Raw genomic sequence first — 16370 nt, 5'->3', positions numbered from 1 at the left:
AAAAAATTACGCTCTTTCATATTCACCAGCGACTAACATTCGTCGCAATACTTTTCCCACTGGCGACTTGGGAATCTCTTTTACAAAAACATATTCACGTGGACGTTTGAAGTTGATTAAATCCGAGCCACGGCAATATTGATCCAATGCATCTGAATCTACCGAACCAGAGGCTCTGATAAATGCCACTACTTTTTGTCCAAGACGCTCATCTTTTAGGCCAGCTACAGCGACCTCTCCAACTGATGGATGCAGCGATAAAATAGATTCAATCTCAACGGGGGAAATATTTTCCCCGCCAGAAATAATCATGTCATCGACGCGACCGGTAACAAATAAATCGCCATCAACATCGTAGTAACCAGTATCACCAGTAAAGTACCAGCCCTCGCGGATCGTCTTTTGATCAGCATCTGGACGCTTCCAATAACCCTCGAATGCTTCATCTCCAGAAAGGTCGCAAATGATTTGACCCTCCTCCCCAGAAACGACCAACTCTGTTGGCTTAGTTTGTTGTGAGCCCTGATCTAATTTCACTACTCTGATGCGAGCGTTTAGACCTGCCTTGCCAGCACAGCCTGGTTTTTTTACTGCATCCTGGTTGATGGTGTAGGTGTAAATTTCACTAGAACCATAATGATTCACAAATAATAAGGGCCTGAAGGATTCATTCAGTTTTAATAAAAGCGCATCGTGCATCGGTGCTCCTGCGAATCCTAGCTTTCTAACTGACCTTACTCGATTTGAATGAAAGTTTTTAGACTGCAACATATCGTGATAAAGCGTCGGAACTAAGTATAGGTGCGTTACCCCTTCAGACTCAATAAAATCCAATGCCTTATCGACTTCCCAACGTGGGACAGCAACATAGGTTCCATTCACAATACATAATGAGAGTAAGGTGCGCACTCCCATCGTGTGATAAAGCGGCATTACACCAAGAGTTACTTCGCCCATCGCGTATTGGTTTTGTGCTACGTGGGCTATACCTGCAGCCCGCTCTGCACGTTGCTTTCTGGGAACGCCTTTGGGCTTACCGGTAGTGCCGGATGTATATAGCATGACCGAAATATCTTCGGTATGCCCATTTGCATGAGGATCTGTTTCTGCACGAACAATCTGATCAAAATAAATATGGCGTGAAGATGCACTATGATCAGAACATAAGATTACTGGGACTGCTTTGCTAGTCTCAGACTCTAGATAGTTTTCTAGCGATATCTCTTCTACAAATGCTAACTTAACATCAGCATTTTGAGCACAATAATCAATCTCCTCAGACTTCGATCTCCAGTTCAAGGGGACTATAGCTATTCCTGCCATTTGACATGCCCAATGAATGGTTGCTGCCTCATAGCGATTTTGCAAAATCGTCAGAATTCGATCACCTCGACTTAAGCCCCGCTCATAAAAAAACTGTTGGATTGCGCCAATGTGGTGAGACCATTCCCGATATGAATATCGCTTTTGACCATCAACTATTGCTAGCCTGGATGGCTCGCGCTCAACTGCCTGTAAAAATGTTCTACCTAGATCAAGCATGCTGACCTCCATTTGCTTGCGCCCTGAATGATGCAACCTCTAAAACAGCTTCAACAATTCCCACGTATCCAGTACAACGGCATAAATTACCGGACAAGCCTTCGCGTACCTCCTGCTCCGTTGGACGCGGATTTTTCCTTAGCAAATCTTCTGCAGACATCAAAAATCCTGGAGTACAAAAGCCACACTGCAATGCATGATGCTTTCTAAAGGCAATTTGCAAATCAGACATGCCCTCGTTATTGGCAATACCTTCAACTGTTTTAATGGTTGTACCCTCTGCTTGGCATGCAAACATGAGGCAAGAGCGCACAATTTGACCATTCACCTCCACGGTACAGGCGCCACAGACTCCGTGCTCACATCCTGAATGTGTCCCTGTAGCCCCAAGGTCATGGCGAATGAAATCTAATAATGTCGTCCGTGAGTCACAGCTAGCCTCACGAGTCATTCCATTTAAGGTTAATTTGATTAAATGATCTTTCATACCATCACATCATTTCTAAATTCAAAAGCTTGTTGACATGAACTTCTACCTAAAGTCCTCATGAGATGTCGGCGCAAACCCGACGTTGCAGTTGGATCCTCCCTAACCTCAAGAGTCGAAGCAAGTTGATCGATTGCCTGGCATGCATCATCTAATGAATCAGCAGAAAAACGATGAACCTTAACCATGTCATCTATGCCACCAAATCCTACAGTCCAATGACTTCCCTCTTTGATCGAGGCTACGGCTACAACGGCAAAGTCCCCATGACGATAGCCAAACTCAGAGAATCCATAGCCAACCCTATTGGTCTTGATTGGAAACTGAACTGATGTAATCAATTCATCAGAATGGCGATTCGTCTGAAGAGCGCCCAAGAAAAAATCATTTGCTTTTACGGTTCGCTTTCTTTGCTTACTTGCTAGATGGACCGAACCACCCAGGGTGGCTAGAGCCAATACCAATTCAGCGCTAGGATCGGCATGAGCTATCGATCCACAAATAGTCCCACGATTACGGATCGGAGTGTGTGCAATCCATGGAAACATCATTTTCAATAAGGGCTGCACCTCTGAAAGATCGCCCCAATCTTCTAGCTCTGACTGTCTCACACCAGCACCCACATGAAGAGCTCCATTAATAACGTGATAACGCTTAAACTCTTCAATTTGATTGATGTCAATTAGATGCTTTGGATTGGCAACTCGCATTGCCAATACTGGCACTAAGGTTTGTCCACCAGCTAGAATCCGAGCGTCCTCTCCGTGCAGATCTAGAAGCTTGAGAACTTCATCCTGTGATTGCGCAAAGTGCATTTGAAAAGGAGCCGGCTTCATTTACGAACTCCAAATAAACTTCTGAAGAAATTTTGTACGTATGACAAAAATCTCTCCGGTTTAGCGCCCGCTTCTTTTGCAAGTGCTCGGAATAGCTGATCTAACACCAAGCGAATTGCCCCCTCCAGTAGGCGGCTTCCAATAGCCGCTAACTTACCTGAAACCTGCGCTTGGTAGTCATACTTCAATATTGTCATTCCAGCTTCACTGCTCAGTACAACCTGACCCATACCGAGTGCCATCCCTAGTGGACCCCGACCCTCTCCGCCAAGCGAAAAACTGGTAGGCTTTTTGATATTAGTTATATCTACAAGGGCATTAAATTTTGCTTTCGCCACCCCAATTCGAACCACGGCAATACAGTCAAAACGTATACCATCGGCAATAGCCGATTCAGTAATGGACTCGCAACCTGGTATCACCTTTTGCAAACGAGTACGGTTCAGCAAGACATTAAATATTTCATCTGGTGCAACATTCAGCTTTACCTCACCTTGAGCCTTTAGCGGGTAATCAGAGTTCGCTTCTAAGGAAGAGGTTCTGAGGACAATCCTATCTTGTGGAAGATCACCCTTTGATACCAGAAGCGCATGGATGCGACTAGGAGTTGCAGGCAATACGATATCTTCAATATCTAAAGCATCTGAGATTGCATTGGCTATGCAAACTGGGGTACTCATGCTATTTCCCTCGCCGATTCCCTTAGATCCTAGTGGTGTAAACGGACTAGGCGATTCTTGGTGGTAAATTTTTGGGGCAACAATATCACTCGCAGTAGGCAAACGATAGTCTGCAAATGTACCTGATAAGAAATTACCATCACTGCTGTAGACAAACTCTTCTAAAAGGGCTGCCCCAACAGCCTGCGCAAATGCCCCATAAACTTGGCCGTCTGCGAGCGCTGGATTGAGAATTTTTCCAGCATCATGAACTGAAATATATCCATCAATTTTAGGTGAGCAACTAATCGGATCGATCTCAATGCCACAAGCATCCAAAGCAAATCCATAGGCAGCAGATGTATTAATGCGATCATGTTCATCAGGCGCCTGCAATACATCAGCACTCCAGAACTCAGTTTCTTGAAGTGCTAGTAAAACATCTTTACCAAGTGCCTCCTGAACTAAGCCAGGAGACCAATGAAAATTCCCACAGATTCTGGTAAATGGAATTGCATCATTTTCTCGACCAATGACTGAGATATGGCCATTGGCAAATATCAATTGATCAGGCTTGACCTTGAGAACGTGTGCAGCGTAAGCCGCAATCCGTACTTTCAGTTTTTCTGCCGCCAAAAAAACGGTTCCCGCAACTGCCCCAGCAAACCGGCTCGAATAATTACCAGCTGCAATAGACCAGGCATCTTTTGCAGTATCAAAATCAACATTGACTTGGATTTGGGATGGAGAGACTCCAAATACATCAGCCAGTAATTGGGCTATGACCGTTTGATGGCCCTGCCCAGCAGGTGCAGAAGCAATATTAGCGGAGATACTTCCAGAAGGATCTACACTCACTGTTGCTGAAGTAATGGCACCATTTTTTGGTCCTGCCTTTACTCTCTGCTCAGGCGTTAACACTGTAGTGATGTACCCCATATTGGATACCGATGGCTCTACGATAGACGCAATGCCAATACCATACATACGCCCTTCTTTGCGAGCCTGTTCCCTGCGACTTAGAAGCCTTTTGAATTCTGGCGAAGCTTGAAGAGTGTCGAGAGCTTTTTGATAATCTCCGGAATCCAATAGCGCACCGGCTGCTGCTCGATATGGAAATTGATCTTTTTGCACATAATTTAATGAAGCGATTTCTTGATGAGTTTTGCCCAACTGCTTTGCAATCTTATGTACTAAACGTTCAAGCGCAAAATATACTTGCGGGCCACCAAAACCACGAACCAATCCAGTTGGCGTCTTATTAATTAGCACTACGCGATTACGAATTTTTAAATTGCTAATCTGATATGGGCCAGTTACACAGCCGTGCATACGATAAAGCGTTGCAGGCTCTGGAGCGCGTAGATAAGCACCACAATCCTCAATCTGGTCATAATCTAAGGCTAATATTTTTCCATTAGCATCTACAGCGGCTCGCAGATGAGTATGCCTTGATGTTGCTGAGGTGGCAGCCTGCAAATGTTCGAGTCGATCTTCAATAAACTTCACTGGAGCACCTACCTTGCGAGATGCTAGGCAGCAAAGAATGACGTATGGAAGGACTGATTGTTTGACGCCGAAACTTCCACCCGAATCAGGGGGGACATGATGGCGCAATTTTGTTCCCGGCACCTTCAGAGCGGCTGCCATCACTACGTGGAGTGAAAAGGGTCCCATAAAATTTGAAGTTACCTCATAACTTCCATCTGCTGGACGCCACTGAGCCACCACACCACCAGTCTCTAGTGGAGTGCAAGAGTTGCGAGGGTAACGAATATCAACCTCAATAACTTTTGATGCAGCCTGAAAAGCGCTATCCGGATCGCCATATGAAAATGAACGATCTGAGACGCAATTATTTACAATATCTTTATGCAAAATGACGGAGTCACTTTTGAGAGCCTCATCTACATTAACTACTGCTGGTAGTGGCTGGATATTGAGGACAACTCCTTCAGCGCCGTCTTCTGCAAGGGCTCTAGATTCTGCAATGACGATTGCAATTGGTTCACCCACATAGCGCACAAACTCATGAGCTAAAACCCATAGGCGCATTGGCGATTTGACAGCAACCACTAAAGGGTTAGACCATGCTTGCACATCATCAATAGTCAAAACTCCACGCACCCCCTTAATCTTCAACGCAGGAGATACATCAATAGATAAGATCTTTCCATGTGCAATTGGAGATCGCACGATAGCTGCGTACAACGTACCGACCGGCAAAGGAAGGTCATCGAGAAAGCGGCCACCTCCAGTTAGCAATGCAGAATCTTCTACACGCTGGCTGGCTTTTCCTAAATAATGTGTTGTTTGTTCCAAGGGTTTCTTTTCAGCAAAATATGAAGCAACAAAAGCTGAAGGAAGCTTAATAAGCCCTTGAATAGAATGCTTACCCGAGAGTCCTACGACTTACCTTAGAGTCTGATTTTGTACATCAGGTAAACCCTAGGAGTCCAGTTTTGGCGCCTTTTCAACCTGCTGACGATAGAGGCTTGGAGTAACCCCTTGATGCTGCTTAAAGAAACGAGTGAAATGGCCTTGAGCAGAAAATCCCAATTCATCGCCAATGTGAATCAAGCTCTCATCCTTATCTGCAAGAGCATCAAATGCGAATTCCATTCTCAGTACATTGGCAAATACTACTGGTGACAAGCCAGTACAACGCCGAAACAGCTCGAAAAAATGTGATCTTGATAGATTAACGCTCTGGGCAACGGTTGAAATATCGGTAAAGCCTTGCGGGGACGTTCGCATGAGGTGAATCGCCTTACGAATGCGAGGATCCATAAAGGCCAGGGTATTACCAGTATTACGTAAATCCCCAGAAGTAATCACATCGGCGTTCTCCATAAAGCTTAACGTTAACTCTAGCAACATAGATTCAAGCTGGTCATGGGTGATTTGATCTGACCACCACAACTCCATGGAAATCTTCTCTAAAGCTTGTTTTTGATGTGCGCCCAATGTAGAAAGGTTACTCATAAAAAAACGAGGGTGACTACTTGCCAAGAATTTTTTACTAAAGGAGGCCAACCACTTTGGCTCCAGATAAAGGGCCAACAGAACCGGATTACTTCCACCCACTGGGAGATGGAGATAGGAATGCTCTTCCCAGGCATTAATTAATACTGCGTTATTGTCAGTTAGAGGACAATTTTTTCCCCTCACCTGAAAAGCAGTATCTGGACCGCCCACTTTGCACAAAATATGGCAATGATGATGTGCATGGGTTACCAGAGGCGCATCCATTTCCAGAAGCGCCACGCGACCAAACTCACCGTGAAGAAGTCGAATTACCTTAGACATGTTTCAAATCATCTCACAGACCAGGATATTCAGAGAGAGCCCAATTTTATTGCAGCGCAAAAGAACTAGATTTAAAGGATCTTTATTCAGCAGTAGCCCCAGACTGCTTAACCAGAAGCTCCCAGTAAGGAATTTCCTTCTTAATGAATGCGGCAAATTGCTCGGGAGATTGCTCACCGTTTAAAGAGCCCATTTTAGAAAGGCTTTCCGCCACCTCCGCTGAAGCTAATACTTTATTGATTTCTTTATTCAGGGTATTGACTAAGGGAGTTGGCGTTTTTGCTGGGACAAAGATGCCGTACCAATTCTCAACAACAAATTTAGGGTACCCAAGCTCCTTCATTGTAGGTACGTCTGGTAAGTTTTTCGCCCTGACCGCTCCAGTCGTTGCAAGCGCCCTAACCTTGCCACTATTAAGATGAGGAACCATGGCTCCCGTTGACTCAAATGCCATTGGCACCTGTCCAGCCAAGACGTCGGCAATGGCCGGTCCGGATCCTCTATAGGGAATGTGCGTCATATCCAGCTTTTGCTCAAGCTTAAGCAACTCACCTAAGAGATGGTGAGTACTCCCGCTACCAGGAGATGCAAAGCTGTATTTACCCGGTTCCTTTTTAATCAAAGCAATCAGCTCAGAAACTGAATTAGCAGACACAGAAGAATTGACATACAAAACCATAGGCACGGCAGCTACCTCGGCTACAGGTCTTAAACTCACAATCGGGTCATTACGCAGTTTATATAAATTCCGATTAATGACAACACCCGTGCTGTTTCCCAGTAATAAAGTACAGCCATCGCCAGTAGCACTACTCACAAACTCAGTGCCAATGTTGCCGCTAGCACCAGTTTTATTTTCCACAATCACACTGACGTTTAATTGTTTAGATAGTCCAGGAACTAACATTCTTGCGAGAACGTCACTGGCTCCTCCTGGCGGATAAGGAGAAATGATTTTGATCACAGGGCATGGATACTGGGCATAGGTTAAAGGGGCACTGAATCCAAAGCAGATCAAGCCAACAATTTGTATTAAGTTTCTTTTAGCAATATATATAGTGTTCATATCAAGTCTCACTTTTTAACATCTGCTCATAATTAAATTGCTGATCAACTTCAATAATCGACTGCCCTGATCTTAGTGCTTCGACCATTGCCAACTCTTTCATAGCAATAGCATCCGCCTCATCTAATACAGTATTGAGCTTAGCTGCAGGGATTGCTACGAGGCCATTAACATCCGCCACAATCACGTCACCAGGTAAAACAGATATGTTTCCAACTCTAATGGGGATATTCCAAGCCTCTTGAACAATGCGACCTCGGGCAGTAATCGGAACTGTACCTCGGGCATGAACCGGAAAGCCAAATTCTTCACACGTATCGACATCACGGACTGCGCCATCAACTACTACACCAGAGATCTTTTTTTGCAGCGCTCCCATTGAGAGAATCTCACCCCAGCAGTTGTTGTTTAGATCCCCACGGTTGTCAATCACAATGACATCCCCAGGCGATGCCGAAAAGATGGCATCAACCCCGAGATGCGCCTTACTTTGTGCAGCACCTGCAGAAATCATACGGATCGTAATTGCCCTACCGATTACTTTGGTCTTACCCCATTGAGGAACAATGCCAATTACCGCAGCTGCAATTCCCAACTTATCCATTGCATCACTTAAATTTGAGGTTGCTAATTTTTCTAGCCGTCCCCTGTATAGTCGATCAAACTCCTCGGATGTCATCATATCCTCACTTATTTTGAAATTCTGTTATTGATTCTGGAAAATACCTGACGTGCATTACCTTCAAAAATCATTTCCTTCTCTTGATTGCTCAAGCCATCAACCGCATTGAGGTAACGACGGGTATCGTCAAAATAAAATCCGGTATCTGGATCAATATCTTTCACGGCTCCAAATGTTTCGGATGCAAATAGAATATTTTTGACTGGGATGACTTCAGTCAGAAGGTTGATCCCTGGCTGGTGATACACACAAGTATCAAAATAAATATTATTTAGCAGTTTTTGATTGATGTCAGGGATATCCATATCTTTCGCCAGCCCTCGAAAGCGTCCCCAATGATAGGGAACCGCGCCACCTCCATGGGGAATTAAGAAACGCAACTGCGGAAACTGTGCAAACAAATCTGAAGTCAGGCATTGCATAAAAGCGGTTGTATCAGCATTCAAGTAATGTGCACCAGTGGTATGAAAGCAATCGTTACAACTGGTGCTGACATGAATCATTGCTGGTACATCTAAGGCAATCATTTCTTGATAGATTGGATGCCAATAGGGGTGACTTAAGGGCGGATCTCGCCAATGACCACCAGAAGGATCGGGGTTGAGATTAATACCCACAAATCCATATTCATTAACGCACTTGCGCATCTCCGGCAAGCAAGTACTGATATCCACTCCTGGCGACTGCGGCAACATTGCGGCACCTACAAAGTGCTTCGGGAAAAGCTGCGTCACTCGATAACAAAGTTCATTGCAAAGGGCTGCCCATGTTGCCGAGGTATTAAAGTCACCAATATGGTGAGTCATAAAGCTCGCTTGGGGTGAGAAGATCGTGACATCAATGCCCCGCTCTCGCATTCGAGCGAGTTGATTTTCTTCGATAGACTCCCGAATTTCATCATCACTTATTTTTAAATCAGATACCTTGGGACCCAAATGCGGTGTACTTAAATTAGCGACTTGGGCATCTCGCCAAGCCTTTAATGCTTTTGGTGCCGTAGTGTAGTGGCCATGACAATCAATAATCATTTATTGCTTCCCTTTGTAGAGTAACGGGTCGTTAGTTCGGAGCCAAGCCTTGAATGCCTGACTGTTGAATAAATAAATTGAGCCTACCAGTAGAGATCATTTGATCTATAAAATGATTCAAGTATTGAGCAGTTTCTTGACGTGCCAATGGTGTGCCCAAGGCCAGGTTTTCATATCCGATAACATCGGGCAATACTCTTGACCCCGAAACAGAGGAAGCTATTTCAAATAGAATTGCTTTATTGGTAGAGAAACCATCAATCTTCCCGCTTTTTAACCATTCAATTGCCTGTGTAGTTGAGCTTGTCTGTACCAAACTGGCATTAGGAATCAGCGATGGGAGCTCCGCTTGAGAATTGCTTCCAACACTGAAGCCAATGTTGATGTTTGACCGATTGATATCTGCTAGAGAGCGGATGCTACTGTGGGGACCCACCAAATACCCTTTCTCAATCCGAATGACTGTTTTGGAAAACTGAATATATTTGGCACGATCTTGGCTAGCATTCGTGAAGATCAAATCTAGCTCATTATTTTTTACAGCCAAAAGAACATCCGCATTCTTCTCAAACACCACCGGGGTGTAATTGACACCTAATTGAGTAGCAAGACTCTGCCCCAATTCATAGCCAATACCTCGGACCTGATTCGAACTATTGGCTGGCAGAATCGAGGTTGGTGAGCCTTTATATAAGCCCATTCGCAGACTTCCCTGCGGCGCAAGAATGTCCTTGGACGATGAAGCGCAAGCAAGCAGCACCAAGCAAAACAGTGATGAGAGAATCAGCCTGCAACTTCGCCCAAATTTCATTATTTGACCCTGAATTAATCTGGCTGAATATTAGCTTCACGCACCAATTTTTCGTAACGCTTTCGTTCTGAATTTAAATAAGCAATCAATTGAGCAGTGGTTCCTGGGCTGACCTCTCCTCCAACAGAACCTAATCGCTCTGTCATCTCTTTAGATTGCAATGCTTTTTCCACTTGGCTATGGAGCGTCTTCACAATACTGGCTGGAGTCTTAGCGGGCGCAATTAAGCTGTACCAAACGGAAGCTTCAAAACCTGGGAAACCCAATTCTGCCACCGTAGGTATCTCCAGAAATAATGGGGAACGCTTTGCGCTCATAACAGCAACAATCTTGAGTTTGCCACTTTTGACATGAGGGGCCACTTCCAACATATTGACTGCAACCAAATCCAATTGACCTCCAATCAAATCAGTAATCGCAGGAGCGCCACCTTTATAGGGCACGTGCTTTAAAGAAATCCCAGCGGCTTGCTCGAAAAATTTCATGGCCATATGAGGTGTTGCGCCATTACCTGGTGTTCCGTACGTAATGAAATCTGGATTCGCTTTTGCAGCCTTAATCAAATCAGATATTTTTTGATACTTACTATCAGCAGAAGTGGCAATGACTACGGGCACACGTCCGATCATGGCAATCGGCGTAATGTCTTTATCGATATCAAAGGGTTGTGGCTTATACAAGGACATATTGGCTGCCAAAGCATTGGCAGCAACCATCAAGGTATAGCCATCAGCTGGACTATCAATCAATTGCTTAACAGCGATATTAGTGCCAGCACCAGGTTTATTTTCGATAACGATCGATTGCCCCATGGAAGCTGACAAATTTTGTCCTAGAGTTCTAGCAACTAAATCAACGGCACCTCCAGGAGCATATCCAACTAAAACCTTGATGGGCTTATTGGGGTAGTCATGAGCTAGCAGATTGCTAGCAAACAGCAGATTGCTTACAGCGAAAAAGCTGAGAATGATTTTTCTCATAGACATTACTCTTTAGGAGCCCCCGACATTTTCACAATTCCTTCGTAACGCTTAATCTCAGACTGTGAGAACTTTGTAAATTCTGCTACTGAGCCACCATCTACCTGGGCACCAATTCCTTGAAGACTTTTCCGCACTTCAGGATCTTTTAAGACTTTATTAAATGCTGCATTGAGTTTTTCTGTAACATCTTTAGGCGCGCCAGCAGGCAACATTACGCCATACCAAGCATTGGCAACCATCGGTACCCCAGCCTCTTTCATGGTGGGTACATTCGGCAATTCAGGGATGCGTTTATCAGCAGCAACACCAAGGGCTTTTAACTTGCCAGCTTTGATGTTATTCAATGAACCTGTATCAAGCATCATATCGATATGTCCAGCCATCAAATCTATCGCAGCTGGACCGCTACCTTTATAGGGGACATGGCGTATATCTAAACCAGTGACCGTTTTAAATTGTGCACCCGCTAAATGTTGAGACGCGCCAATACCGGCAGAGCCATAAGTAAACTTCCCCGGGTTTTGCTTAGCATCAGAGATGAGGTCTTTCATGCTATTCCAAGGAGATGCTTCAGGTACAACCATGATATTTGGAATGGTGCACACCAATACTACTGGAGTGAAGTCTTTGGCAGCGTCAAATCCTTGATTAGAAAATAAGTGAGGGCCTGCCGCATTCGTTGAGCTTGTTGCCATCAACATCGAGTAGCCATCAGCTTTATCTTGCAGAAAAGCTTGAGTTCCTATATTGCCACCTGCCCCACCTTTATTCTCAACAAATACTGAAACACCGAGCTCCTTGGTCAGAGGTAATGCAAGAATGCGCGCAACTTGATCAGTTGCACCACCCGGCGGCCAAGGCACGAGAAATTTAATCGATTTATCGGGATATGCGGCTAGCGAATTGAGCGCCGCTGCAGTTAATAAACTTGCAAAAATAAAGCGAAGCTTCATAAGACGCCTTTTTGTTTTAAGCTGGCATCCACCCAAGCATCATCATATTTGCCATCATGAATCGATTGGATTGTTTTACGCTCGGTAGTCTCTTTTTCCTTACCCAAGCGAGCGGCCTCAAGCACCAACTCAGGAGCTAAGGCAATAATTCCATCGCCATCACCCAAAATCACATCGCCAGAATGAACTACCATCCCCCCGATCGACACTGGGACGTTGATACTGCCGGGACCATCCTTGTAAGGGCCCCGCATATTGACACCAAGCGCCCAACATGGAAAACGATGTTTCTCAAAGGCTTCCACATCCCGAATCGCAGCATCAAAGACTACACCAATAGCCCCTCTGGATTTGGCAACCGTCATCATGATTTCACCAAACAAAGCGCGGGAGACATCGCCACCCCCATCAACCACCAATACATCACCAGGTTGAAGTATTTGTAAGGCTTTGTGAATCATCAAGTTATCACCAGACCGCACACTTACTGTGACAGCATTGCCACATACAGAAACTGGCGACTTGTTTACAGGCAATATATTGACTGCGCCAATCGTCCTACCCAATACATCACTAACAACAGAAGTTGCCAATCCTGTTAGAGCTACGATCCCCTCTTTAAAGGCTTCTTTTCTAGGGCGAATTTCATAACCATTATTCATGTTGCATTCCTTGTAAAGTGTTTAATCGACTGTTGCGCCTGTGCGCTTCACCAAAGACTCCCAGTAAGGAATCTCTCTGTTAATAAATTGTGTAAATTGTTCTGGCGTACCCGCCACATCACTAGAACCCATCTTATTAAGACTGGCTGCTACTTCCGGCTCTTTCATTGTCGCGTTAATTGCTTTATTCAGTCTTGAAATTAAAACGGATGGCGTTTTGGCTGCCACAAACACACCGTACCAATTTTCAATCACAAAGCTGCTGTAGCCAAGCTCTTTCATGGTGGGTACGTTAGGAAAGTTCTTTGGCCTAACAGCTCCCGTTGTTGCCAATACCCGGATGCGCCCGGATGATATCTGTGCAGCAATCGTGGTGGTTGTCTCAAAGGCAATCGGCACTTGTCCAGCAAGTACATCAGCCATTGCTGGCCCCTGCCCTCTGTAGGGTATGTGCGTCAGATCCAATTGTTTTTCAAGTTTGAGCATTTCTGCCATCAAATGTTGTGGACTACCGCTCCCACCAGATGCATAGCTGTATTTACCTGGATTATTTTTAATCAGCTCCACCAGTTCACCAAGAGTATTTGCAGGTACCGAAGCATTCACATAGAGAACCAAAGGTACTGATGCTACTTCTGCAACTGCTGCCAAATCCTTGGAAGGATTGATTCTTAACTTATATAAATTCTGATTAATGACTACCCCAGTATTATTTCCAAGCAATAAAGTACAACCATCTGAGGCTGAATTCGCCACATACTCTGTTCCAATATTGCTACTAGCTCCACCTTTGTTTTCGACTATGACATTTGTCCCGAGCTGTTTAGCAATTCCTGGCGCAAGCATTCTTGCCAAGATGTCAGTTGTCCCCCCGGGTGGATATGGCGAGACAAATTTAATGGTTGGGCACGGATATGAACTCTGAGCTTTTACATTGAGCACTGATAGCAATAAGCAAAGGCTAATCCCCAGAAATAACTGTCTCTTCATTTTTTATATTCCCTCTTTCTTTGCCTAGCTAAATAAGGCATAGGCTAAGATCTATTCTTTAGTAAAAATATACCTTACATACCCCTCACTCAGCGCATTTCTATATAAAAAGCCTTGAAATGACCAAAAGCCTCAATCGAGAAGAATTATTATTCATTGCCCAGAGTTTTGATCCTGGGGATAAATGTTCTGACTGTCAGTCGCTCAACTGCCAAGGCTGGGAAAGCATCCCGGGTGGATTCATCACTAATTCTCTAGAGTGCATAGGAACCCTGAGGATCGAGAATGCGCCAGAGTGCTGGGAGGAAGATCATCCCAAAGGAACCACGATCTGGTCTAAAGCTGCCCCCATCTCCATCTCCTTTCATCCTTACAACAAGTCTGACGTTTACGAATGTAAGCATTGTCGATCTAAATATCTTCGATATACGGAATGTGGTGGCTACTATGTGGATGAGCGTATTCGAGAACTTAGAGCAGAATTCATTTCATAAGATTCCTGTTCACTGGTGTCACAAATGTAAAAGCCCCGATCTCTCAGGGCTTTTTTGGATACTGCTTCAGAGTGGCTTCTATTTTTAAGCCTTCTTCTTCACTGGGGGTAGGTCCGTGCAATGACCATGCGCCGCCTCAGCAGCCAAGCCGACTGACTCGCCCAGGGTTGGGTGTGGATGAATGGTTTTACCAATATCTACAGCATCAGCGCCCATCTCAATGGCAAGACAAACTTCACCAATCAAATCACCGGCATGAGTGCCTACAATACCGCCACCAATAATGCGATGCGTATTAGCGTCAAAGATGAGCTTCGTAAAACCTTCATCACGACCGTTAGCAATCGCACGGCCACTAGCTGCCCATGGGAATAAACCTTTCTCATAGGCGATGCCCTGTGCCTTGCATTGCTCTTCAGTCAAACCAGCCCAAGCTACTTCAGGATCGGTGTAAGCAACCGATGGAATTTGTTTAGCATCAAAGTAAGACTTCTCACCTGCTGCAGCTTCTGCGGCAACGTGACCTTCATGCACAGCCTTGTGAGCCAACATCGGCTGACCCACTAAGTCACCAATCGCAAAAATATTGGCAACATTGGTGCGCATTTGTTTATCGACCGGAATAAAGCCTCGCTCATCCACTTGAACGCCTGCCTTATCTGCAGCAATCTTCTTACCGTTTGGCGTACGTCCCACGGCAACGAGCACTAAGTCATAAGTCTGAGGCTGCGCAGGTGCGTTCTCACCCTCGAAGCTCACTTGAATTCCATCGGGCTTCACTTCAGCTTTAGCAGCGCGCGTCTTGAGCATGATCTTTTCAAAACGTCCGGTATTGAACTTCTCCCAGACCTTCTCCAAATCACGGTCAGCTCCAGCCATCAGGCCATCCATCATTTCTGCAATATCGATGCGTGAGCCCAGAGTACTATAAACAGTCGCCATCTCTAAACCGATAATGCCGCCACCAATTACCAACATTCTTTTTGGAATGCTAGTCAGTAACAGCGCACCCGTACTATCGACAATGCGTGGATCCTCTGGCAAGAAAGGCAACTTCACTGGCTGACTACCTGCAGCGATGATCGCCTTCTGAAAACGCACGACTTCCTTTTGACCAGTGAGATCTTGGCCAGCACCATTTGTTAACTCCACTTCAACATGGTTTGCATCCAAGAAACGGCCTAAACCACGCACTACTTTTACTTTGCGGGCCTTAGCCATACCAGCTAATCCACCAGTCAACTTCGCGATGACAGATTCTTTATAACCACGCAATTGATCAATCTCAATCTTAGGCGCACCAAATGTGATGCCATGCTTTGCCATGGTTTTTACTTCATCCATCACGGAGGTTGTATGGAGTAATGCTTTAGATGGAATACAGCCTACGTTTAAGCACACACCACCTAAAGTAGCGTAACGCTCAATCAACAGAGTGTTCATGCTCAGGTCCGCACTTCGAAATGCCGCACTGTAACCACCAGGCCCGGCACCGAGCACTAGCACCTCGCATTCGTGATCAACCTTGCCGTTGTATTGACCCGCTTTTGGGGCAGGAGCAATGGCTGCTGTTGCCGCAGCAGGTGCTGGTGCCAAAGGAGTTGGTTTTACAGCAGGCACTGCTGCAGCACTTGCTTCAATCTCAGCAATTACAGTACCTTTGCTCACTTTATCGCCCAGCTTCACTGAGATACTAGTCACTGTTCCAGCAGCGTCTGCAGGCACTTCCATAGTTGCTTTATCGGATTCAAGTACAAGCAATGGCTGCTCTTTCTCAATCACATCACCCACTTTTACTAATACTTCAATCACCGGCACATCTGAGTAATCACCAATATCCGGAACGAGGATCATTTGCTTAGCCATAG

General features: G+C 45.2%; 15 protein-coding genes. 1 reads left to right on the top strand and 14 read right to left on the bottom strand.

All coding sequences use genetic code 11. From position 1 onward, the window contains the following. Window positions 1-6: 6 nt before the first annotated feature. The 13 genes from VC178_RS07585 to VC178_RS07525 all read right to left on the bottom strand — a co-directional run bounded on the left by VC178_RS07585 (window position 7) and on the right by VC178_RS07525 (window position 14008). Window positions 7-1542 (bottom strand): AMP-binding protein, encoded by a 1536-nt coding sequence (locus VC178_RS07585; protein WP_323482104.1) that lies wholly within the window; start codon window positions 1540-1542, stop codon window positions 7-9. Further along, a complete protein-coding gene (locus VC178_RS07580) occupies window positions 1535-2029 on the bottom strand; it encodes a (2Fe-2S)-binding protein (RefSeq protein ID WP_416350544.1) in 495 nt (164 codons plus the stop codon). Before VC178_RS07580 ends, VC178_RS07585 begins: the two co-directional genes overlap by 8 nt. After that, window positions 2026-2865 carry an FAD binding domain-containing protein gene (locus tag VC178_RS07575; RefSeq protein ID WP_323482103.1) on the bottom strand — a complete coding sequence of 280 codons (840 nt, stop codon included), beginning with the start codon at window positions 2863-2865 and terminating at the stop codon, window positions 2026-2028. Before VC178_RS07575 ends, VC178_RS07580 begins: the two co-directional genes overlap by 4 nt. Then, window positions 2862-5846 carry a xanthine dehydrogenase family protein molybdopterin-binding subunit gene (locus VC178_RS07570; protein ID WP_251372005.1) on the bottom strand — a complete coding sequence of 995 codons (2985 nt, stop codon included), beginning with the start codon at window positions 5844-5846 and terminating at the stop codon, window positions 2862-2864. Before VC178_RS07570 ends, VC178_RS07575 begins: the two co-directional genes overlap by 4 nt. 126 nt (window positions 5847-5972) lie before the next feature. Further along, window positions 5973-6833 (bottom strand): helix-turn-helix domain-containing protein, encoded by an 861-nt coding sequence (locus VC178_RS07565; protein ID WP_215318147.1) that lies wholly within the window; start codon window positions 6831-6833, stop codon window positions 5973-5975. Window positions 6834-6915: 82 nt separating this feature from the next. After that, window positions 6916-7899 carry a tripartite tricarboxylate transporter substrate binding protein gene (locus tag VC178_RS07560; protein WP_323482102.1) on the bottom strand — a complete coding sequence of 328 codons (984 nt, stop codon included), beginning with the start codon at window positions 7897-7899 and terminating at the stop codon, window positions 6916-6918. Between the two features lies 1 nt (window position 7900). Continuing rightward, on the bottom strand, window positions 7901-8581 hold the full coding sequence (locus VC178_RS07555; protein WP_323482101.1) for an RraA family protein: 681 nt from the start codon (window positions 8579-8581) through the stop codon (window positions 7901-7903). Window positions 8582-8589: 8 nt separating this feature from the next. Then, the gene (locus VC178_RS07550) at window positions 8590-9609 is read right to left on the bottom strand and encodes an amidohydrolase family protein (protein ID WP_323482100.1); all 1020 of its coding nucleotides are present in this window, start codon (window positions 9607-9609) and stop codon (window positions 8590-8592) included. Window positions 9610-9640: 31 nt separating this feature from the next. Next, a complete protein-coding gene (locus tag VC178_RS07545; protein ID WP_323482099.1) occupies window positions 9641-10309 on the bottom strand; it encodes a transporter substrate-binding domain-containing protein in 669 nt (222 codons plus the stop codon). A gap of 125 nt (window positions 10310-10434) precedes the next feature. Further along, window positions 10435-11400 (bottom strand): tripartite tricarboxylate transporter substrate binding protein, encoded by a 966-nt coding sequence (locus VC178_RS07540; RefSeq protein ID WP_323482098.1) that lies wholly within the window; start codon window positions 11398-11400, stop codon window positions 10435-10437. A 5-nt stretch (window positions 11401-11405) separates the two neighbouring features. Continuing rightward, window positions 11406-12356, bottom strand: a complete 951-nt coding sequence (locus tag VC178_RS07535) for a tripartite tricarboxylate transporter substrate binding protein (protein ID WP_323482097.1) — start codon at window positions 12354-12356, stop codon at window positions 11406-11408. Continuing rightward, a complete protein-coding gene (locus tag VC178_RS07530) occupies window positions 12353-13018 on the bottom strand; it encodes an RraA family protein (RefSeq protein WP_323482096.1) in 666 nt (221 codons plus the stop codon). Before VC178_RS07530 ends, VC178_RS07535 begins: the two co-directional genes overlap by 4 nt. A 21-nt stretch (window positions 13019-13039) precedes the next feature. Then, a complete protein-coding gene (locus tag VC178_RS07525; RefSeq protein ID WP_215294873.1) occupies window positions 13040-14008 on the bottom strand; it encodes a Bug family tripartite tricarboxylate transporter substrate binding protein in 969 nt (322 codons plus the stop codon). Between the two features lie 119 nt (window positions 14009-14127). On the opposite strand from VC178_RS07525, the gene VC178_RS07520 reads away from it, so the two are divergent. Further along, window positions 14128-14502, top strand: a complete 375-nt coding sequence (locus tag VC178_RS07520) for a hypothetical protein (protein WP_323482095.1) — start codon at window positions 14128-14130, stop codon at window positions 14500-14502. 84 nt (window positions 14503-14586) lie between these two features. Here VC178_RS07520 and lpdA read toward each other — a convergent pair whose 3' ends face one another. Then, window positions 14587-16368, bottom strand: coding sequence for a dihydrolipoyl dehydrogenase (gene lpdA / locus VC178_RS07515; RefSeq protein ID WP_323482094.1), 1782 nt, complete (start codon window positions 16366-16368; stop codon window positions 14587-14589). Window positions 16369-16370 lie beyond the last annotated feature (2 nt).

The organism is Polynucleobacter sp. AP-Sanab-80-C2 (assembly GCF_035012965.1).
In the GTDB taxonomy this organism is placed as follows: domain Bacteria; phylum Pseudomonadota; class Gammaproteobacteria; order Burkholderiales; family Burkholderiaceae; genus Polynucleobacter.
This window is presented reverse-complemented; position numbering and strand designations above follow the sequence as displayed.